This is a genomic window from Burkholderia sp. BCC1972, from assembly GCF_905339605.1.
GTDB lineage: Bacteria > Pseudomonadota > Gammaproteobacteria > Burkholderiales > Burkholderiaceae > Burkholderia.
This window is the reverse complement of sequence record NZ_CAJPGH010000018.1, coordinates 14,068-33,737: the sequence shown is the minus strand read 5'-3', so window position 1 is coordinate 33,737 and position 19,670 is coordinate 14,068. Positions and strand designations below refer to the sequence as shown.

General features: G+C 69.9%; 18 protein-coding genes. All 18 read left to right on the top strand.

Features of this window, described 5'->3' with window-relative positions:
* The first annotated feature begins 29 nt into the window (after positions 1–29).
* The 18 genes from U5798_RS23905 to U5798_RS23820 all read left to right on the top strand — a co-directional run bounded on the left by U5798_RS23905 (position 30) and on the right by U5798_RS23820 (position 19,575).
* On the top strand, positions 30–926 hold the full coding sequence (locus U5798_RS23905; protein ID WP_322083423.1) for a VOC family protein: 897 nt from the start codon (positions 30–32) through the stop codon (positions 924–926).
* A 9-nt stretch (positions 927–935) separates the two neighbouring features.
* On the top strand, positions 936–1,829 hold the full coding sequence (locus tag U5798_RS23900) for a CoA transferase subunit A (protein ID WP_322083422.1): 894 nt from the start codon (positions 936–938) through the stop codon (positions 1,827–1,829).
* Positions 1,830–1,839: 10 nt separating this feature from the next.
* Positions 1,840–2,637 (top strand): ketoacid CoA transferase, encoded by a 798-nt coding sequence (locus U5798_RS23895; protein WP_322083421.1) that lies wholly within the window; start codon positions 1,840–1,842, stop codon positions 2,635–2,637.
* 8 nt (positions 2,638–2,645) lie between these two features.
* Positions 2,646–3,566 (top strand): enoyl-CoA hydratase, encoded by a 921-nt coding sequence (locus tag U5798_RS23890; RefSeq protein ID WP_322083420.1) that lies wholly within the window; start codon positions 2,646–2,648, stop codon positions 3,564–3,566.
* Positions 3,563–4,663, top strand: a complete 1,101-nt coding sequence (locus U5798_RS23885) for an NAD(P)H-dependent flavin oxidoreductase (protein WP_124447199.1) — start codon at positions 3,563–3,565, stop codon at positions 4,661–4,663. The genes U5798_RS23890 and U5798_RS23885 overlap by 4 nt, the downstream gene beginning before the upstream one ends.
* A 26-nt stretch (positions 4,664–4,689) precedes the next feature.
* On the top strand, positions 4,690–5,499 hold the full coding sequence (locus U5798_RS23880) for an enoyl-CoA hydratase family protein (RefSeq protein ID WP_322083419.1): 810 nt from the start codon (positions 4,690–4,692) through the stop codon (positions 5,497–5,499).
* Positions 5,496–6,665, top strand: a complete 1,170-nt coding sequence (locus U5798_RS23875) for an acyl-CoA dehydrogenase family protein (RefSeq protein ID WP_322083418.1) — start codon at positions 5,496–5,498, stop codon at positions 6,663–6,665. Before U5798_RS23880 ends, U5798_RS23875 begins: the two co-directional genes overlap by 4 nt.
* A gap of 35 nt (positions 6,666–6,700) precedes the next feature.
* Positions 6,701–7,771 carry an acyl-CoA dehydrogenase gene (locus tag U5798_RS23870; protein ID WP_322083417.1) on the top strand — a complete coding sequence of 357 codons (1,071 nt, stop codon included), beginning with the start codon at positions 6,701–6,703 and terminating at the stop codon, positions 7,769–7,771.
* Complete coding sequence (locus U5798_RS23865) at positions 7,768–8,919, top strand: acetyl-CoA C-acetyltransferase (RefSeq protein WP_322083416.1); 1,152 nt, start codon at positions 7,768–7,770, stop codon at positions 8,917–8,919. The genes U5798_RS23870 and U5798_RS23865 overlap by 4 nt, the downstream gene beginning before the upstream one ends.
* A 33-nt stretch (positions 8,920–8,952) precedes the next feature.
* Complete coding sequence (locus U5798_RS23860; RefSeq protein ID WP_124447209.1) at positions 8,953–9,831, top strand: SDR family oxidoreductase; 879 nt, start codon at positions 8,953–8,955, stop codon at positions 9,829–9,831.
* Between the two features lie 3 nt (positions 9,832–9,834).
* Positions 9,835–11,067, top strand: coding sequence for an acyl-CoA dehydrogenase family protein (locus U5798_RS23855; protein WP_322083415.1), 1,233 nt, complete (start codon positions 9,835–9,837; stop codon positions 11,065–11,067).
* Complete coding sequence (locus tag U5798_RS23850) at positions 11,064–12,260, top strand: acyl-CoA dehydrogenase family protein (RefSeq protein WP_322083414.1); 1,197 nt, start codon at positions 11,064–11,066, stop codon at positions 12,258–12,260. Before U5798_RS23855 ends, U5798_RS23850 begins: the two co-directional genes overlap by 4 nt.
* Complete coding sequence (locus U5798_RS23845; RefSeq protein WP_322083413.1) at positions 12,257–13,057, top strand: SDR family oxidoreductase; 801 nt, start codon at positions 12,257–12,259, stop codon at positions 13,055–13,057. Before U5798_RS23850 ends, U5798_RS23845 begins: the two co-directional genes overlap by 4 nt.
* Positions 13,057–13,542, top strand: a complete 486-nt coding sequence (locus U5798_RS23840; RefSeq protein ID WP_322083489.1) for a MaoC family dehydratase — start codon at positions 13,057–13,059, stop codon at positions 13,540–13,542. The genes U5798_RS23845 and U5798_RS23840 overlap by 1 nt, the downstream gene beginning before the upstream one ends.
* A 12-nt stretch (positions 13,543–13,554) precedes the next feature.
* Complete coding sequence (locus U5798_RS23835; RefSeq protein ID WP_322083412.1) at positions 13,555–14,760, top strand: acetyl-CoA C-acyltransferase; 1,206 nt, start codon at positions 13,555–13,557, stop codon at positions 14,758–14,760.
* 150 nt (positions 14,761–14,910) lie between these two features.
* Positions 14,911–15,873, top strand: coding sequence for a WD40/YVTN/BNR-like repeat-containing protein (locus U5798_RS23830; protein WP_322083411.1), 963 nt, complete (start codon positions 14,911–14,913; stop codon positions 15,871–15,873).
* 94 nt (positions 15,874–15,967) lie between these two features.
* Entirely contained in the window at positions 15,968–18,427 is a 2,460-nt protein-coding gene (locus U5798_RS23825) for an efflux RND transporter permease subunit (protein WP_322083410.1), read from the top strand.
* 68 nt (positions 18,428–18,495) lie between these two features.
* Complete coding sequence (locus U5798_RS23820) at positions 18,496–19,575, top strand: Rieske 2Fe-2S domain-containing protein (protein WP_322083409.1); 1,080 nt, start codon at positions 18,496–18,498, stop codon at positions 19,573–19,575.
* The last annotated feature ends 95 nt before the right edge of the window (positions 19,576–19,670 follow it).

The window sequence follows — 19,670 nt, the reverse complement described above, 5'->3', positions numbered from 1 at the left end:
AACGGATTCTGAACCAGGAGGAGGCCGACATGATCGATGTCCGTGCGCTTGGCTATGTCGTCGTCGAGGCGACGCGCGTCGATGCGTGGCGCCGCTACGCGGAAGACGTGCTGGGCATGCAGGCGCTCGATGCGCCCGGCGGCGCGTTGTACCTGAAGATGGACGAGCGCGATTTCCGCTATGTGATCGTCCCCGGCGCGGCCGACCGCTATTTCGCGTCGGGCTGGGAGCTGCCCGACGGCGCCGCGTTCGACGGCGCGCTGGCGGCACTGCAGCGCTCGGGCGTCGAGCCCGTGCGCGCGACCCGCGACGAAGCCGCGCTGCGCCGCGTACAGGCGATGGCGTGGTGCACCGACCCGTCCGGCAACCGCCACGAGTTGTACTGGGGCGCGCGCTGCGACTTCCGCCGCTTCGTGTCGCCGCTGGGCGTCGCGCGCTTCGTCACCGGCGACATGGGGCTCGGCCACGCGGTGCTGCCCGCGCCGCAGTTCGACGCGACCGACGCGTTCGTGCGCGGCGTCCTCGGCTTCGAGCTGTCCGACATCTACCGCGTGAAGTTCACGCCCGATCCGGCCGAACCGGAAAAGCGCATCCATTTCATGCACTGCCGCAACGCGCGCCATCACAGCCTCGCGCTGTTCGAGATGGCCGTGCCGTCGGGTTGCGTGCACGTGATGGCCGAAGTCGATTCGATGGACGAAGTGGGCCGCGCGCTCGACCGGGTCGCCGCGCACGACGTGAAGATGTCCGCGACGCTCGGCCGCCACTGCAACGACCAGATGATCTCTTTCTACATGAAGACCCCCGGCGGCTTCGACCTCGAATACGGCTTCGGCGGCCTCACGGTCGACTGGTCGACGCACGCGGTGTTCGAGGCCACCAAGGTGAGCCAGTGGGGCCACGATTTCAGCATCGGATACCGGTAAGCCAGCACGATGACGATGAAACCTCTCGACAAGACGATGTCCGCGCGCGACGTGGTCGCGCAACTCGCCGACGGCATGACGATCGGCATCGGCGGATGGGGGCCGCGGCGCAAGCCGATGGCGCTGGTGCGCGAAATCGCGCGCTCGAACCTGAAGGACCTGACGATCGTCGCCTACGGCGGTGCCGATGTCGGCCTGCTGTGCGCGGCAGGCAAGGTTCGCAAAGCGGTGTTCGGCTTCGTGTCGCTCGACGTGATCCCGCTCGAGCCGCATTTCCGCCGTGCGCGCGAACAGGGCCGCATCGACGTGCTCGAACTCGACGAAGGGATGCTGCAGCTCGGCCTGCGCGCGGCCGCCGCGCGCCTGCCGTTCCTGCCGACGCGCGCCGGGCTCGGCACCGCGCTGCTCGATCACGCACCGGCACTGCGCACGGTGAGATCGCCGTACGACGACGGCGAGACGCTGCTCGCGATGCCGGCGATCGAACTCGACGTCGCGCTGCTGCACGTGAACGCGGCCGACCGGATGGGCAATACGCGCATCGACGGCCCCGATCCGTTTTTCGATGCGTGGATGGCGCGCGCAGCACGGCGCTGCTACGTATCGGCGGAAACGGTCGATGCGTCGCTCGCGAGCGAAGACCTCGACGCCGCGCGCCGCAACCCGTTCGAACGATCGCTCGTCGCGGGCGTCGTCCACGCGCCGGGCGGCGCGCACCCGACGTCCTGCGGGCCGGCCTACGGCTGGGACCTGCCGCACCTGCGCGCGTACTGCGCCAGCGCGGAGGACGACGCGAAAACGGCGGCATACCTGCGCGACGTGGTCGGCCGGGACGAGCGCCAGTACCTCGAAGGCGTCGGCGGCCTGTCGCACGTGACGACGCTGCCGTTGCCGATTCTGTAAAGGAGCGCCTGTGAGCGAATCTCTCGACCATTCCCTCGCGGAACTGATGATCGTCGCGTCCGCGCGACTCTGGCGCGACGACGGTGAAGTACTGGCGACCGGCATCGGCACGGGCCCGCGGCTCGCGGCCGGCCTCGCGCGGCTTGCCTACAACAGCGGGCTGATGCTGACCGACGGCGAAGCGTATCTCGTCGAGGAGCCGGTGCCGCTTGGGCCTAGGCCCGACGGCTATCGCGTGAAGGCGAGCGGCTGGATGACCTACGAACGCGTGTTCGACTGCCTGTGGCACGGCCGCCGCCATGCGCTCGTGATGCCGACGCAGATCGACCGTTTCGGCCAGGCCAACATCTCGTGGCTCGGCGACGACTACGCCCGCCCGAAAACCCAGCTGCTCGGCGCGCGCGGCTTCCCCGGCAACACGACGAATCACGCGAACTCGTTCTTCGTCAGCGGCCACGGCAAGCGCACGTTCGTCGACGGCGAAGTCGACATGGTGTGCACGGTCGGCTACAACCCGGCGCGCCGGCTGCCGGGGATGAAGACCTTCGTCGACCTGCGCAGCATCGTCACCGACCTGTGCGTGATGGATTTCGGCGGCCCCGACCACGCGATCCGCGTGCGTTCGCTGCACCCGGGCGTGAGCTTCGACGAAGTGCAGGACGCGACCGGCTTCCCGCTGATCGCGGCGCCCGAGCTCGGCACGACGGCCCCGCCGAACGCGGAAGACCTGCGCATCGTGCGCGCGCTCGATCCGCACAACCTGCGTGCGACGATCGTGCGCAACAATCCGGCGCCGCGCCGGCGATGAGGTCCGACATGGAAGCGACCCAGATGACGTTCGGCGACGGTGTCGTCGACTACGCGGTCGAGGACGGCATCGCGACGATCACGATGAATCGCCCCGAGTATCACAACGCGCAGAACTCGAAGATGACGTATGCGCTCGACGCGGCGTTCCGGCGCGCAGCGCACGACGACGCGGTGAAGGCGATCGTGCTCGCGGGCGCCGGCAAGCATTTCTCGGCGGGCCACGACATCGGCACGCCGGGCCGCGACATCCACGAGTCGTTCGATCGCGCGTCGCTGTGGTACGACCACGTCGACAAGGAAGGCGGCGAATTCCTGTATGCACGCGAGCAGGAGGTGTACCTCGGGATGTGCCGGCGCTGGCGCGACCTGCCGAAGCCGACGATCGCGATGGTGCAGGGCGCATGCATCGCAGGCGGGCTGATGCTCGCGTGGGTGTGCGACCTGATCGTCGCGTCCGAGGACGCGTTCTTCGCCGATCCGGTCGTGCGGATGGGGATTCCGGGCGTCGAGTATTTCGCGCATGCCTATGAGCTGAACCCGCGCATCGCGAAGGAATTCCTGTTCCTGGGCGAGCGGATGCCGGCCGAGCGCGCATATCAGATGGGGATGGTCAACCGCGTGGTGCCGCGCGAGCGGCTGCGCGACGCGACCTACGCGATCGCCGCGAAGATCGCGACGATGCCGCGCCTCGGGCTCACGCTGACCAAGCAGGCGCTGAACCACGTCGAAGAGCTGCAGGGCAAGCGCGCGGCGATGGACGCGGCGTTTGCGTGGCATCACTTCGCGCATGCGCACAACGAACTCGTCAGCGGCGACCGCCTCGGCGGCTACGACGCGCGCAGCATGGCCAGCTCGCAGCGCCAGCCGAACGGCGCGGATCGCGGCGACGTTCCGGCCCCGGTCGCCGTCAACGGAGCCGCCGCATGAGCACGACGCTGCAAAGCCCGCTGCATACGCCGCTGTGCGACCTGCTCGGCTGCCGCTACCCGATCGTGCAGACCGCGATGGGCTGGGTGGCCGACGCGCGGCTCGTCGCGGCGACCGCGAACGCCGGCGGCTTCGGCTTCCTGGCCGGCGCGACGCTCGAACCCGGGCAGGTCGAGGCCGAGATCCTGAAGGTGAAGTCGCTGACCGACCAGCCGTTCGGCATCAATTTCCACATGTTCCAGAAGAACGCCGCGCAGGTGGTCGATCTCGCGATCAAGCACCGGCTGCGCGCGGTCAGCTACGGCCGCGGGCCCGATGCGAAGACGATTCGCCGCTTCAAGGACGCCGGCATCGTCTGCATGCCGACGGTCGGCGCGCCGAAGCACGCCGCGAAGGCCGTCGAACTCGGCGCGGACATCGTGACGGTGCAGGGCGCGGAAGGCGGCGGCCACACGGGCTCGGTGCCGACCACGCTGCTGCTGCCGAAGGTGCTCGACGCGGTGCGCGTGCCGGTGGTCGCGGCCGGCGGGTTCTTCGACGGGCGCGGGCTGGCTGCCGCGCTCGCATATGGCGCGGCCGGCATCGCGATGGGCACGCGCTTCCTGATGAGCGCCGAATCGCCGGTGCCGCGCGAAACGCTCGACCGCTACGTCGCGGTCGGCGACCCGGCGCGCATCCGCGTGTCGGACGCGCTCGACGGGCTGCCGCAACGGATGATCGACAACCCGTACCTGCTGAAGCTCGAACGCTTCGGCCCGCTGCGCCGCACGTGGTTCGCGCTGAAGACGGCCGAAGCGTGGCGGCGCCAGAACGGCCTCGGCACGGGCGACATGCTCGGCCTCGCGCTCAAGGCGCTGCGTTCGCACGACTACACGGCGAGCCAGACGCTGATGGCCGCGAACGCGCCGTTCCTGATCCAGCGCGCGATCGTCGAGGGCCGCCCGGATGAAGGCGTGCTGCCGAGCGGCCAGGCGGCCGCGATGATCGGCGCGATCGAGTCGTGCGACGCGCTGATCGCGCGGATCGTCGCGGAAGCCTGCGAGCGAATCGATGCACTGGCCGCGTTGCGCGGCGCGGCCGCGGTGCAGGCCGCATGAACAACCATCACAGGGAGGCCAAGGAGATGACAGCATCCAACCAACCGGCCGGCGCGATGCCGTTCCGGATCGATCGCGCCGACGGCATCGCCGAACTGGTGATCGCCCATCCGCCCGTGAACGCGCTCGACGCGCAGGGCTGGCATGCGCTCTCGCGTGCGCTCGACGCGCTCGGCGCGGACGACGACGTCCGCGTGATCGTGGTGCGCGGCGAAGGCCGCGGCTTCTGCGCGGGCGTCGACATCAAGGAACTGGCCGCGCATCCGGAGCGGATCGTGCCGGTCAACGCGGGCAACTACGAGACGTTCCGCGCAGTGCACCGCAACCCGAAGCCGGTGATCGCGGCCGTGCACGGCTTCGTGCTCGGCGGCGGGATCGGCATCTGCGGCGCAGCGGACATCGTCGTCGCGGCCGATTGCGCGCGCTTCGGCGTGCCCGAGATCGATCGCGGCGCGATGGGCGGCGGCGCGCACCTGCAGCGGTTGTTCGGCGTACAGAAGGTCCGCGCGATGTACTTCACCGGCGACATGATCGACGCGGCCGAAGCGTACCGGCTCGGCGCGGTCGAGCAGGTCGTCACGCGCGACACGCTGCGCGACGCCGCGCTCGCGATCGCCCGCAAGATCGCGGAGAAGAGCCCGGCGATGGTGCGGCTCGCGAAGGAGGCGCTGAACGGCGTGGAGGACGGCGATCTCGAGGACAAGTACCGCTGGGAGCAGGGCTTCACGCTGCAGGCGTACATGACGAACGACTCGACGGAAGCGCGCGCCGCGTTCGTCGAGAAGCGCGATGCGCGCTTCGACGCGCAGGCAACCGCCGGGGAGGCACGCGCATGAACCTGACCTATACGCCGCAACAGCAGGCGTTCCGCGCGGAAATCCGCGAATGGCTTGCCGCGCACGTGCCGCGCGAGCGGCTGCCGAGCTTCGACACCGAGGCAGGCTTCGCCGCACACCGCGAATGGGAGCGCACGCTGCACTCGGGCCGCTGGAGCATGGTCACGTGGCCGCGCGAGCTGGGCGGGCGCGGCTGCGACCTGATCGAGTGGCTGATCTTCGAGGAAGAGTACTGGCGTGCCGACGCGCCGATGCGCGTGAACCAGAACGGCATCTTCCTGCTCGGCCCGACGCTGATGGATTTCGGCACCGACGCGCAGAAGGCGCGCTTCCTGCCCGCGATGGCGGCCGGCGAGCACGTGTGGGCGCAGGGCTGGTCGGAACCCAACGCGGGTTCGGACATGGCCGCGATCCGCACGACGGCCACCCGTATCGGCGACGAATACGTGCTGAACGGCCAGAAGATCTGGTCGACCCGCGCGGTGTGGGCCGACTGGCTGTTCGGGCTGTTCCGCAGCGATCCCGAATCGTCGCGCCACCACGGGCTGACGTTCCTGATGGTGCCGCTGTCCGCGCCGGGCATTACGGTGCGGCCGATCCGGCAGCTCAACGGGCAGACCGGTTTCGCTGAAATCTTCTTCGACGACGTGCGCGTGCCGGTCGAGAACCGGCTCGCGGCCGAAGGCGCGGGCTGGCAGGTCGCGATGGCGACGGCCGGGTTCGAGCGCGGGCTGATGCTGCGGTCTCCCGCACGCTTCCAGCGCACCGCGCAGGCGCTGCGCGACCTGTATCTCGCGCACCGCGACAGCGCGGACCGCGACCCGACGCTGCGCGAACGCGTGGTGCAGGCCTGGATGGACGCGCAGGCCTATGCGCTGTCGACCTACGCGACCGCGAGCCGGCTGCTGAAGGGCGGCCACATCGGCGCGGAGTCGAGCACCAACAAAGTGTTCTGGTCGGAGCTCGACCTGCGCATGCACCAGACCGCGCTCGACATTCTCGGTGCGCACGGCGAGGTCGTCCCGCAGACGGCCGCGCAGCACGCGGCGCTCGGCCACTGGCTCGACGGCTTCCTGTTCGCGCAGGCCGGCACGATCTACGCGGGCACCAACGAGATCCAGCGCAACATCGTCGCCGAACGGATGCTCGGCATGCCGCGCGCGTAACGGCGCCGGCGCCACCCTCACAGAACGGACATCGTATGGATTTCGTATTCGATGAAGACCAGGAAGCGCTCGCGGACAGCGTGAAGCGCCTGCTGATGACCGAGATGACGCCCGAGCTGATCCGCGAGCTCTGGGCGACGCCGACCGGGCGCTCGGACGACCTGTGGGCGCTGTTCGCGTCGCAGGGGCTGACCGCCGTGTCGGTGCCCGAGCCGCAGGGCGGCCTCGGCCTGACCGAAGTGGAATGGGCGCTGCTCGCGCAGGCCTACGGCTATTTCGGCAGCCCCGAGCCGCTGCTCGACACGGCGCTCGTGTCGGCCGGCGTGCTGGCGCGGCTGCCCGCGAGCGACTGGCGCGACGCGCTGCTGCGCGACATCGCCGAAGGGCGCGCGCGTGTCGCGCTCGTGCATCCGGTGAACCCGTATGCGGCCGACGTGCACGTCGCGCAGACGCTCCTGTGCGAACACCACGGCGAGCTGCACCGCGTCGATCCCGCGCAGTGCGCGTGGCGTGCGGTCGACAGCGTCGACCCGTCGCGGCGCCTGTTCACGCTCGACTGGGAGCCGTCGGCGGCTACCCGCGTCGCGCGTGCGGACGACGCAGCGCCGCTGCTGAATCGCGCGCTCGACCACGGCGCGTTCGCGGTCGCCGCACAGCTGCTCGGCCTCACGCAGCGCGTGCTCGACGTCGCGCTCGACTACAGCGCGCAGCGCAAGCAGTTCGGCAAGGCAATCGGCTCGTACCAGGCGCTCAAGCACCTGCTCGCCGACGTCGCGATCCGCTACGAGTTCGCGCGGCCGGTGGTGGCGCGCGCCGCACAGGCGATCGCCGACGATCATCCGCAGCGCGCGGTGTTCGTGTCGCACGCGAAGCTCGCGGCGATGTCGGCCGCGCAACTGGCCGCGCGCCACTCGATGCAGGTGCACGGTGCGATCGGCTACACGTGGGAGCTCGACCTGCAGATTTTCATGAAGCGGATCTGGGCGCTCTCGGGCAGCTGGGGCGACGCCGCCTTCCACAAGGCCCGCGTGGCCGACGCGATCCTCGGCGACGCATTGCCGATCGGCCCCGCGCAGACCTTCGACCTCGAGGAATCGAACGCATGAAACAGGCTTATATCGTCGACGCGCTGCGCACGCCGACCGGCCGCCGCAAGGGCGGGCTCGCGCACGTCCATGCAGCGGACCTCGGCGGCTTCGTGTTGAAGACGCTCGTCGAACGCAACGCAATTCCCGCCGACGCATACGACGACGTGGTGTTCGGCTGCGTCGACACGATCGGCCCGCTCGCGGGCAACATCGCGCGCACCTGCTGGCTGGCAGCCGGGCTGCCGCTGCAGGTGCCGGGCGTGACGGTCGACCGCCAGTGCGGGTCGTCGCAGCAGGCCGTGCACTTCGCCGCGCAGGCCGTGATGAGCGGCGTGCAGGATGTGGTCGTCGCGGGCGGCGTGCAGACGATGACGCAGATCCCGATCTCGTCCGCGATGACCAGCGCGGCGCCGCTCGGCTTCACCGATCCGTTCTCGGGCAGCACCGGCTGGCGCGCGCGTTTCGGCGATGCACCGGTGTCGCAGTTCGTCGCCGCGCAGCGGATCGCCGATCACTGGAACCTGTCGCGCGGCGCGATGGAGCGTTATGCGCTGGAAAGCCACCGCCGTGCGGTCGAGGCGATCGAGGCCGGCCATTTCAGGCGGGAGATCGTGCCGTTCGAAGGCGTGACGCACGACGAGACGCCGCGCCCCGATACATCGCTGGAGAAGATGGCGACGCTCGCGCCGCTGACGCCGGGCGGCTCGCTGACGGCGGCCGTCGCGAGCCAGACCTGCGATGCGGCGGCCGCGCTGCTGATCGTGTCGGAAGAGGCGCTGAAGCGCTACGGCCTCACGCCGCGTGCGCGTATCCATCACCTGAGCGTGCTCGGCGACGATCCGCTGTGGATGCTCACCGCGCCGATTCCGGCAACGAAGGCCGCGTTGAAGAAGAGCGGGCTCGACCTGGCGCAGATCGACGTCGTCGAGCTGAACGAGGCGTTCGCTTCGGTCGCGCAGGCGTGGCTCGCGGACATGCGTTTCCCGCACGAGAAGACCAACCCGAACGGCGGCGCGATCGCGCTCGGCCATCCGCTCGGCGCGACCGGCGCGCGGCTGATGACGACGCTGCTGCACGAGCTGGAGCGCACCGGCGGCCGCTACGGGCTGCAGACGATGTGCGAAGGCGGCGGCCTCGCGAACGTCACGATCATCGAGCGCCTGTGAGCGCGCCACCTTCACGATCCACGAGGCACAAGCATGGGAATCTGTAACGGACGCACCGTCATCATCACCGGCGCGGGCGGCGGGCTCGGGCGCGAATACGCGCTGGCGTTCGCGGCCGAAGGCGCGTCGGTCGTCGTCAACGACATCCGGCACGACGCCGCGCAGGCCGTGTGCGACGAAATCGCCCGGCGTGGCGGCCGCGCGCTCGCGAATGCCGACGACATCACGCAGACCGACACCGCGCAGCGGATCGTCGACGTGGCGCGCGACGCATTCGGCGACGTCCATGTGCTCGTCAACAACGCGGGCATTTGCCGCGACAGGATGTTCACGAGCATGACCGAAGCCGACTGGGACGACGTGATGCGCGTGCACCTGCGCGGCCACTTCTGCCTGTCGAGCGTGCTGGCGCGCGTGTGGCGCGACGCGGCGAAGGCCGGCCGCGCGGTCGACGCACGGATCGTCAACACGAGTTCGGGCGCCGGGCTGCAAGGCTCGATCGGCCAGTCGAACTACGGCGCGGCGAAGGCCGGAATCGCCGCGCTCACGCTGATGCAGGCGGCCGAGCTGCAGCGCTACGGCGTGCGCGTGAATGCGCTTGCGCCGGCCGCGCGCACGTCGATGACGGAAGGCGTGTTCGCCGACATGATGAAGAAGCCCGAGGACGGCGGCTTCGACTATTTCGATCCGGCCAATGTCGCGCCGCTGGTCGTATGGCTCGGCAGCACGCTGTCGGCCGACGTGACGGGCCAGGTGTTCGAGGTCGCGGGCGGGATGATCGCGGTCGCCGAAGGCTGGCGCACGGGCCCGAGCGTCGATCGCGGCGCGCGCTGGGCGGCAGCCGAGATCGGCCCGGCGGTCGCGCAACTGCTGGCCGATGCGCGGCCCGCGCAACGCGTGTACGGGAGCTGACCGATGGATCTGGCGTTCACCGACGAACAGGCGATGATCCGCGACGCGGCGGCCGACGTGCTCGCCGAACGCAGTGCGTCGGCCGACGTGCGCCGCGCGCTCGAACAGTCGGCCGGCCGCGACGACGGGCTGTGGGCGACGCTCGCGGGCGAGCTCGGCTGGAACGCGCTCGCGTTGCCGGAAGCGGCCGGCGGGCTCGGGCTCGGCGCGGTCGAGCAGACGGTGCTGATGGAGCAGCTCGGCCGGCGCGTCGCGTGCGTGCCGTATTTCGCGACCGCATGCCTCGCGGCGACCGCGCTGGCCGGCTGCGACACGCCGCTGGCCAACGGCTGGCTCGCGAAGATCGCCGAAGGCGCGTGCAGCGCGACGCTGGCGCTGCCGTTCGACCTGCCGGTCGGCGCGTGGAAGCTGCCGGTCGTCGCGGCAGAAGCGGCGGGTGGCTATGCGCTGTCCGGCACGGTCGAGCAGGTGATCGACGGCGCACGCGCCGACCTGCTGGTGATGCCCGCGCGGATCGCGAACGAAGGGCAATCGATCGGGCTGTTCGCGATCGACGTTGCATCGGCGTCGGGCCTGGCCGTCACGCCGCTCGACACGCTCGACGCGACGCGGCCGATCGCGCGCGTGGTGTTCGACGACACGCGCGTGAGCCGCGAGGGGCTGTTCGCCAGCGGCGCCACTGCTGCACGGGAGCTCGAACGCGCAGGCTGGTTCGCGGCACTCGCGCTGGCCGCCGAACAGCTCGGCGGCGCGCAGCAGTGCCTCGACCTGACGCTCGACTACACGAGCCAGCGCGTGCAGTTCGGCCGCGCGATCGCATCGTTCCAGGCCGTCAAGCACCGCTGCGCGCAGATGATGGTGCTGATCGAAGCGGCGCGCTCGGCCGTGCTCGGCGCCGCGCATGCATGGGACGCCGAAGCCGGCGCGACGCCGGGCGCCGCGTTGCGCGCCGACATCGCGGCCGCGAAAGCCGCCGCGAACGACGCGTATGCGTTCTGCGCACAGGAAGCGATCCAGCTGCACGGCGGCGTCGGCTTCACGTGGGAATACGACCCGCATCTCTATTTCAAGCGCGCACAGGCGTCGGGCGCGCAGTTCGGCAGTACGCCGCAACTGCTCGAATGGATCGCCCGTCATGCGATCGACGGCAGCGCGTCGCCGCGCGATGCAGCGTTCGAGTCATCGGTTGCCGCCGCATCCCGCCCATCGGCCGCGCGCTCAGGAGCCCTCCAATGAACAGCGACACGCGCGAACAGCAATTGCGGCACGAAGTGGCCGACTGGGTGCAATCGCACCTGACCGGGGAATTCGCCTGCCTGAAATATCGCGGCGGCCCCGGCGACGAGGAAGCGTGGCCGGCCCTGCGCAAGGCGTGGGAGCAGGTGCTGGCGAAGGGCGGCTGGACCGGGCTCGGCTGGCCGGCGAGCGCGGGTGGGCGCGGCTTCTCGGTCACCGAGCAGGTGATCTTCCACGAGGAATATGCCCGCGCGGGCGGCCCCGGGCGAATGGGCCATATCGGCGAAGGGCTGCTCGGGCCGACGCTCGTCGCGTGCGGCACCGACGACCAGCGCGCGCGCTTCCTGCCCGGCATCCTGGCCGGCACGCAGTTCTGGTGCCAGGGCTATTCGGAGCCGGGCGCGGGTTCCGACCTGGCCAATGTGCGCACGCGCGCCGAACAGGACGCGGACGGCACGTGGCGCGTGGTCGGCCAGAAGGTGTGGACGTCGCTCGCGCACGATTCCGACTGGATCTTCGTGCTGGCGCGCACCGATCCCGCGTCGAAGGGCAACAAGGGGCTGTCGTTCCTGCTGATGCCGCTCGACCAGCCGGGCATCGAGATCCGTCCGATCAGGCAACTCAACGACGGTGCGGAATTCAACGAAGTGTTCTTCGACGGCGCGCGGGCCGAAGCGCGCGACCTCGTCGGCGCGCCGGGCGATGGCTGGCGGATCGCGATGACGCTGCTCGGCTTCGAGCGCGGGATGTCGACGCTCGGCCAGCAGATGCAGTTCGTCCGCGAACTCGAATGGGTGATCGACGCCGCGCGTGCATCGGGCGCGGACCGCAACCCCGTGCTGCGCCAGCGGATCGGCCGCGCATGGGCCGGGCTGCGCGTGATGCGCTACAACGCGCTGCGGATGCTGTCCGGCGCCGACGATGCCGACGCAAGCGCGCCGCTGCGCCGCGAGGCGCTGATCTACAAGTATTTCTGGTCGAACTGGCACCGCGACCTCGGCCAGCTCGCGATGGATGCGCTTGGGGCCCGCGCGAACGTGATCGATCCCGCCGACGACAAGCTCACCCATCTGCAGCGCGTATTCCTGTTCTCCCGTGCGGACACGATCTACGCGGGCACCAACGAAATCCAGCTCAACATCATGGCCGAGCGCGGGCTCGGCATGCCCAGGGAACCACGAGGCACCGCATGACCGAACCCCAGATCCAGAAAGCACCGGCCTACGTGCCGGGCCACCAACTGCTCGCCGGCAAATCGGTGCTGATCACGGCCGCCGCCGGCGCCGGCATCGGCTTCGCGGCCGCGCGCCGCTGCGCGGAGGAAGGCTGCCGCGCGCTGTTCATCTCCGACATCCACGAAAAGCGTCTCGAACAGGCCGTCGACACGCTGCGCGCGGAAACGGGGCTGCAACGGATCCATGGCCGCCTGTGCAATGTCGCGGTCGAGGCCGACGTGCGGGCGCTCGTCGCCGCGGCCGAGGACACGCTCGACGGCGTCGACGTGTTGATCAACAACGCCGGGCTCGGCGGGTCGACCCGCATCGTCGATATGGACGATGCCGAATGGTCGCGCGTGATCGACATTAGCCTGACCGGGACGTTCCGGATGACGCGCGCGATGCTGCCGCACATGCAGGCCCGCGGCCGCGGCGCGATCGTCAACAACGCATCGGTGCTCGGCTGGCGCGCGCAGGCGGAACAGGCGCACTACGCGGCCGCAAAGGCGGGCGTGATGGCGTTCACGCGCTGCGCGGCGCTCGAGGCGTCGCCGTACGGCGTGCGCATCAACGCGGTCGCACCGAGCATCGCGATGCACGATTTTCTGAAGAAGTCGGCTCCGGCCGACCTGCTGAATCAACTGGCGTCGCGCGAGGCCTTCGGGCGCGCCGCCGAAGTCTGGGAGGTCGCGAACGTGATGGTGTTTCTTGCAAGCGATTACGCGTCGTACATGACGGGCGAAGTGCTGTCGGTCAGCAGCCAGCACGCATGATGGACACAACCCTCGACCCCGTGCATGCGACGCCCCGCGTGTTCGCGCATCCCGGCGAACTCGTCGCGGCCGTCGGCGACACGCTCGGCGCGAGCGCGTGGCTCGCGATCGACCAGCCCCGCATCGACGGCTTCGCCGATGCGACGGGCGATCACCAGTGGGTGCACGTCGACCCCGTGCGCGCGAAGGACGGCCCGTTCGGCGCGTGCATCGCGCACGGCTACCTGACGCTGTCGCTCGTCAATCATTTCCTGCCGCAGATCGTGCGCATCGACGGCGCGGGGCTCGGCGTCAACTACGGCTGCGACAGGATCCGCTTCCCGGCGCCGGTGAAGGTCGGTGCGCGCGTGCGCGGCGTCGGCGAGCTGCTGCGCGTCGAGCCGCTCGAAGGCGGCGTGCAGGCGTGGATTCGCGTGACCGTCGAGATCGAGGGCGAAGCGAAACCCGGCTGCGTCGCCGACACGATCAGCCGCTATTACTTGTAGAGAGTCAGAGACATGGAAGACGCAGTCATCGTTTCCGTCGCACGCACGCCGATCGGCAAGGCGTTTCGCGGCATGTTCAACGATACCGAGGCGCCGGCGCTGGGCGGCCACGTCGTGCGCGCGGCGCTCGAACGCGCGGGCGTCGCGCCGGCCGACGTCGACGACGTGCTGATCGGCTGCGCCGCGCAGCAGGGCACGCAAGGCTACAACCTCGGCCGCCTGTCGGCCGCGGCGGCCGGGCTGCCGGCGTCGGTTCCCGGCATGGCGATCGACCGCATGTGCTCGTCGGGCCTGATGTCGATCGCGAGCGCCGCGCGCAGCATCGGTGCGGGTGACGCTCGGATCGTCGTCGCGGGCGGCGTCGAGTCGATCTCGCTCACGCAGAACAAGCACAAGAACGCATATCGCGCGCGCTCGCAGGCCGTGCTCGACCACCAGCCGGCCGCGTATATCGCGATGATGGAAACGGCCGAGATCGTGTCGCGCCGCTACGGGATCTCGCGCGCCGAGCAGGACGCCTTCGCGCTGCAGAGCCACCGTCGTACGGCCGACGCCCAGGCGGCCGGACGCTTCGACGCGGAAATCGCGCCGCTCGACGTGCGCCGCGCGCTGTTCGACCAGGAAGGCAACGCGACCGGCCACGAGGATCTGCGCGCAGCGCGCGACGAAGGCGTGCGCGCCGACACGACGGCCGAGCGGCTCGCGGGGCTGAAGCCGTCGTGGAGCGGCGGCAAGGTCGTCGAGCAGGGCGAGTTCGTGACGGCCGGCAATGCGTCGCAGCTGTCGGACGGCGCGGCGGCCGTGGTGGTGATGTCGCGCAGCGAGGCGGCGCGCCGCGGGCTGACGCCGCTCGGCGCTTTCCGCGGCCTCGCGGTGGCCGGCTGCGAGCCGGACGAGATGGGCATCGGCCCGGTGTTCGCGATTCCGAAGCTGCTGCAACGCTTCGGGATGACGGTGGCCGACGTCGGGTTGTGGGAGCTGAACGAGGCGTTCGCGTGCCAGGCGCTGTACTGCCGCGACACGCTCGGCATTCCCGACGACCGGCTGAACGTGGACGGCGGCGCGATCGCGCTCGGCCACCCGTTCGGGATGTCGGGCACGCGCATGACGATGCACGCGCTGCTCGAAGGCGCGCGGCGCGGCGTGCGGCACGCGGTGGTGACGATGTGCATCGGCGGCGGGATGGGTGCCGCCGCGCTGTTCGAAGTCGGCGCGTAGCGATACGCGGACAGGCTGCGCCGCACACGCGGCCATCCAGTCGGGACCATTCGAGGCCGCGGCAACGACCGACGGCCCGGAGACTTGCAGTCGACGGCGGCAGGCGCTTCCGAGCGCACCGCCGTCGAACGCAGACACAGGAGACAAGCGATGAAACGAACTTTGCCCGGACTCGCGATGTCGGCGCTGGTGCTCGGCGCCGCGCTGTTCGCGTTTTCGCCGCGCCCGCTGCCGGCGTTCCCGGTCACCGCGATCCACGCGGACCGGCTGCAGATCAACGGGCTTGCCCGCGCCGGCACGACGCGCATCGTCGCGGTCGGCGAACGCGGCGTGATCCTGTTCAGCGACGACGCGGGTGCGCACTGGCGTCCGGCATCGATCGCGCGTGACCAGGCGTCGACGCTCACGCAGGTGCGCTTCATCACGCCGACGCTCGGGATCGCGGTCGGCCACGACGGCCGGATCGTCCGCAGCGACGACGCGGGCGTGCACTGGCGCGAGGTTCACATGGACCCCGCGCATTCCGATCCGCTGCTGTCCGTATGGGGCACCGCCGACGGCCCGCTGTTCGCGGCCGGCAGCTTCGGCCAGCTGCTGCGCTCGGACGACGCCGGCATCAACTGGCAGACGGTGAAGACACCGGCCGGCGACCGCCACCTGAACGCGATCGTCGGCGATGGCCGCGGCAACCTGCTGATCGCGGGCGAGAGCGGCACGCTGCTGCGCTCGACCGACAACGGCGCCACGTGGGACAAGCTCGCGTCGCCGTATGCCGGCTCGCTGTTCGGCGCGCTGATGCTCGCGAACGGCGACTGGGTCGCGTACGGGATGCGCGGCAACGTCGTGCGCAGCACCGATCACGGCGCGACCTGGACGCACGTCGACAGCCACGTGCCGGTGTCGTATTTCGGCGCGACCCAGCTCGGCGACGGCGAACTCGTGCTGGTCGGCCAGGGCGGCGCGATCGTCGCGTCGCGCGACGGCGGGCTGACCTTCGACGTACGGAAGCTCGGCGGCGTGCAGAGCCTCGCGGCCGTGCTGGACATGGGCCATGGCGCGCTGCTGCTCGGCGGTGAATCCGGCGTCGCGCCGCTCGCCGCGTCGCCGTCCTGACGCGCGCCCATGGCGGCCGCGACCGACGCGACCGCCGGTTTCCGCATGCAACCGTTCGTTTCGCATCGCCCGTCCGTACCGACACGAGAAATCCATGAACGACCTGTCACGCCCCCCTGAAGCGGTTCCCGCGTCGCGTCTCGCGACGTTCGTCGAGCGCTGCGCCGACACGATCATCCGCCGGCGCAAGCTGCTGATGCTGCTGTGCGTCGCGGTGACGCTCGCGCTCGGGCTGTCCGCGACGCGCCTGAAGCTCGATCCGGGCTTCAACAAGATGATCCCGATGCAGCACCCGTACATGCAGGTGTTCGAGCGCTATGCGGGCGCGTTCCCCGGCGCGAACACGATCCTCGTGAGCCTGCGCTGGAAGGGCGACGGCGACATCTACAACCAGACGTTCATGGATGCGCTGCGCCATGCGACCGACGACGTGTTCTTCATCCCCGGCGTGAACCGCTCGCGCGTGTTCTCGCTGTTCACGCCGAACGTCCACTACACGGAAGTGACCGAGGCCGGCTTCCGCGGCGACGTGGTCGTGCCCGGCCAGTTCTCCAGCGCGAACCCGGACGATCTCGCCAAGGTGCGCCGCAACGTCGCGCGCTCGGGGCAGATCGGCCGCCTCGTCGGCAACGACCTGAAGTCGGCGCTGATCCGCGCGGAGCTGCGCGAGACCGATCCGGCGACCGGCAAGCGGCTCGACTACAGCGCGGTCGCGCGCCAGCTCGAAGAGATCCGCGCGAAGTATGCGAAGCAGGGCATCGACGTGAACATCATCGGCTTCGCGAAGCTGGTCGGCGACGTCGAGAACGGCATCGCGGGCGTGATGGCGTTCTTCGCGCTCGCGTTCCTCGTGACGGCCGCGCTGCTGTTCGCCTATACGCGCTCGCTGAAGACGACCGTGCTCGCGCTCGTCGTCGCGCTGCTGCCGGTCGTCTGGCTGCTCGGTTCGCTGCCGCTGCTCGGGCTCGGCATCGACCCGATGTCGATCCTCGTGCCGTTCCTGATCTTCTCGATCGGCGTGTCGCACGCCGTGCAGATGACCAACGCGTGGAAGCAGGCGCTGGTGCGCGGCGCGTCGTCGGCCGGCGCCGCACGCGACGCGTTCCGCAAGCTGTTCGTGCCGGGCACCGTCGCGCTGCTGACCAACGCGCTGGGCTTCATGGTGATCATGCGGATCAGGATCGACATCGTGCGCGAGCTCGGCATCACCGCGTGCCTCGGCGTGCTGCTGATGATCGTGACGAACAAGGTGTTCCTGCCGATTCTGCTGTCGTACACGCGCCTCGAACGCGGCACGCTGGCGCGTGCGCAGCGCACGGCGGCGGCCGGCGGCAGCCGGATGTGGTCGCGCTTCGCGGTGTTCGCGCGGCCGGCGCCGGCGCTCGGCGTGTTCGCGGTGGCGCTCGCGCTGCTGGCGTACGGCGCGCTCGAGTCGCGCAAGCTGGAGATCGGCGACATCGGCACGGGCGCGCCGGAGCTGCGCACGAACTCGCGCTACAACGTCGACAACGCGGCGATCACGCACCAGTACAACATCGGCGTCGACGTGCTGTCGGTGATCGTCGAGACGACCGGCTTCGACGACGCGTGCCTGCATTACCCGGTGATGAGCGCGATCGAGAAGTTCGAGATGAACATGCGCGGCGTGGCCGGCGTGCAGTCGGTGACGAGCGTGTCGTCGCAGGGCAAGGTATTCATCGCCGCGTTCAACGAGGGCAACCCGCGCTGGGCCGCGCTGCCGCGCTCCAGCGAAGGGCTCACGCAGGGTTCCAGCGCGTTCGACCCCGACAACGGGATGAACACCGCGAACTGCAAGGCGATCCAGGTGCTGATCTACACGAAGAATCACGAAGGCACGACCATCGCGCACATCGTCGACGAGATCAGGCGTTTCGCGGCCGAGGACCGGGTGCCGAACGTCGCGTTCCGGCTCGCGGGCGGCAACGTCGGCGTGATGGCCGCGACCAACGAGGCCGTCGGCGACGCGGAGATCGCGATGCTGCTGTCGATCTTCGGGGCGATCGCGCTGCTCTGCGCGGTGACGTTCCGCTCGTGGCGCGCGGTGCTGTGCATCATCGTGCCGCTCACGCTCGTGTCGATCCTGTGCAATGCGGTGATGGCGCGCCTCGGCATCGGGCTGAAGGTCGCGACGCTGCCGGTGATCACGCTCGGCGTCGGCGTGGGCGTCGACTACGGGATCTACCTGTACGAGCGCCTGCAGCACGACATCCGCCACGGCGCGACGCTCCCCGATGCATTTGCCGACGCGATGCGCCAGCGCGGCACCGCGGCGCTGTTCACGGCCGTCACGATGTTCATCGGCGTCGGCACGTGGGCGTTCTCCGCGCTGAAGTTCCAGGTCGACATGGGCGTGCTGCTCGCGTTCATGTTCCTCGTGAACCTGTTCGGCGCTGTCTTTCTGCTGCCCGCGCTTGCCGCGTGGCTCGGCGTCGAACGTGCCGAGCGCCGCGTGTCGACCCGGCCGCTGGCTTCGGCGGCCCCGGCGCCGCTGAAGCCGTCGCCCGCGCTCGAACCCGGCAACCCGATGCGCTGAACGGCGTGCCCCATTTCCCCTGCGCGCGGCCGGCCGCCGCGCGCTCTCCAACCAAGGAGTCAACCCACATGTCCGCACGCCCTTACAAGATCGAAGCCCAGCCGCTCGCGCAGCGCTATGCGCGCGGCTGGCACTGCCTCGGGCTCGCCCGCGACTACAAGGACGGCAAGCCGCACACGCTGAACGTCTTCGGCCGCAAGCTCGCCGCGTTCGCCGATTCGACCGGCAAGGTCAACATCGTCGACGCGTACTGCCCGCACATGGGCGCCGACCTGAGCCTCGGCACGGTCGAAGGCGACAACCTCGTGTGCCCGTTCCACGGCTGGGCGTGGAGCGGCGCAGGGCAGTGCGCGTCGATCCCGTACTGCAAGCGGATTCCGCCGAAGGCGCGCATCGGCGCGTGGCCGACCTGCGAGGAAAACAACCTGCTGTTCGTGTGGAACGACCCGGAAGGCAATGCGCCGCCGGCCGACGTCGCGATTCCGCGCCTCGACGTGTGCTTTTCCGACGAATGGTCGGACTGGGTCGTCGACAAGATGGTGATCCAGGCCAACTGCCGCGAGCTGGTCGACAACATCTCGGACGTCGCGCATTTCGCGACCGTGCACCATGCGCCGATCGACTATTTCGCGAACCTGTTCGAGGACCACAAGGCGACGCAATTGATGGTCGGCCGCAGCGAGAAGCTCGGCGGCGACAGCCTGACCGCGCTGTCGACCTATTTCGGGCCGGCCGTGCACATCACGCAGATGACGGGGCAGAGCAACGGGCAGCCGATCCATTCGGTGCTGCTGAACTGCCACGTGCCGATCGACATGAACAGCTTCGAGCTGCGTTACGGCGTGATCGTGAAGAAGGTGGCCGGCCTGACCGACGAGCAGAACATGGAGATCGCGAACGCGTACGTGAAGGAAGCGCAGCGCGCGTTCTACGAGGACGTCGACATCTGGCACAGCAAGACGCGGATCGACAACCCGCTGCTGTGCGAGGGCGACGGGCCGCTGTACCAGATGCGCGACTGGTATTCGCAGTTCTACCTGGACGTGGCCGACGTGCGGCCGGCCAGCGTCGCGCGCAAGGCATTCGAGATGCGGATTCGCGACGGCGGCGAGCCGCCGGTGCTGCATCACGTGTTCGAGCCACGGTAAAAAAGCGGGCAGGCCGGCCGAAAACGGGGATGTAACGATAGGTGCCCCGTCGGCCGGTCACGCCCGCCGCATAAGGCGCTCGAGGCGATCGCATG

What these genes read in the sequence shown, in the direction of transcription:
- U5798_RS23890 (WP_322083420.1), top strand. Translation starts at nt 2,646, where the DNA reads ATGGAAGCGACCCAGATGACGTTCGGCGACGGTGTCGTCGACTACGCG.
- U5798_RS23880 (WP_322083419.1), top strand. Translation starts at nt 4,690, where the DNA reads ATGACAGCATCCAACCAACCGGCCGGCGCGATGCCGTTCCGGATCGAT.
- U5798_RS23865 (WP_322083416.1), top strand. Translation starts at nt 7,768, where the DNA reads ATGAAACAGGCTTATATCGTCGACGCGCTGCGCACGCCGACCGGCCGC.
- U5798_RS23840 (WP_322083489.1), top strand. Translation starts at nt 13,057, where the DNA reads ATGGACACAACCCTCGACCCCGTGCATGCGACGCCCCGCGTGTTCGCG.
- U5798_RS23855 (WP_322083415.1), top strand. Translation starts at nt 9,835, where the DNA reads ATGGATCTGGCGTTCACCGACGAACAGGCGATGATCCGCGACGCGGCG.
- U5798_RS23820 (WP_322083409.1), top strand. Translation starts at nt 18,496, where the DNA reads ATGTCCGCACGCCCTTACAAGATCGAAGCCCAGCCGCTCGCGCAGCGC.
- U5798_RS23885 (WP_124447199.1), top strand. Translation starts at nt 3,563, where the DNA reads ATGAGCACGACGCTGCAAAGCCCGCTGCATACGCCGCTGTGCGACCTG.
- U5798_RS23845 (WP_322083413.1), top strand. Translation starts at nt 12,257, where the DNA reads ATGACCGAACCCCAGATCCAGAAAGCACCGGCCTACGTGCCGGGCCAC.
- U5798_RS23870 (WP_322083417.1), top strand. Translation starts at nt 6,701, where the DNA reads ATGGATTTCGTATTCGATGAAGACCAGGAAGCGCTCGCGGACAGCGTG.
- U5798_RS23860 (WP_124447209.1), top strand. Translation starts at nt 8,953, where the DNA reads ATGGGAATCTGTAACGGACGCACCGTCATCATCACCGGCGCGGGCGGC.
- U5798_RS23835 (WP_322083412.1), top strand. Translation starts at nt 13,555, where the DNA reads ATGGAAGACGCAGTCATCGTTTCCGTCGCACGCACGCCGATCGGCAAG.
- U5798_RS23825 (WP_322083410.1), top strand. Translation starts at nt 15,968, where the DNA reads ATGAACGACCTGTCACGCCCCCCTGAAGCGGTTCCCGCGTCGCGTCTC.
- U5798_RS23830 (WP_322083411.1), top strand. Translation starts at nt 14,911, where the DNA reads ATGAAACGAACTTTGCCCGGACTCGCGATGTCGGCGCTGGTGCTCGGC.
- U5798_RS23905 (WP_322083423.1), top strand. Translation starts at nt 30, where the DNA reads ATGATCGATGTCCGTGCGCTTGGCTATGTCGTCGTCGAGGCGACGCGC.
- U5798_RS23875 (WP_322083418.1), top strand. Translation starts at nt 5,496, where the DNA reads ATGAACCTGACCTATACGCCGCAACAGCAGGCGTTCCGCGCGGAAATC.
- U5798_RS23900 (WP_322083422.1), top strand. Translation starts at nt 936, where the DNA reads ATGACGATGAAACCTCTCGACAAGACGATGTCCGCGCGCGACGTGGTC.
- U5798_RS23850 (WP_322083414.1), top strand. Translation starts at nt 11,064, where the DNA reads ATGAACAGCGACACGCGCGAACAGCAATTGCGGCACGAAGTGGCCGAC.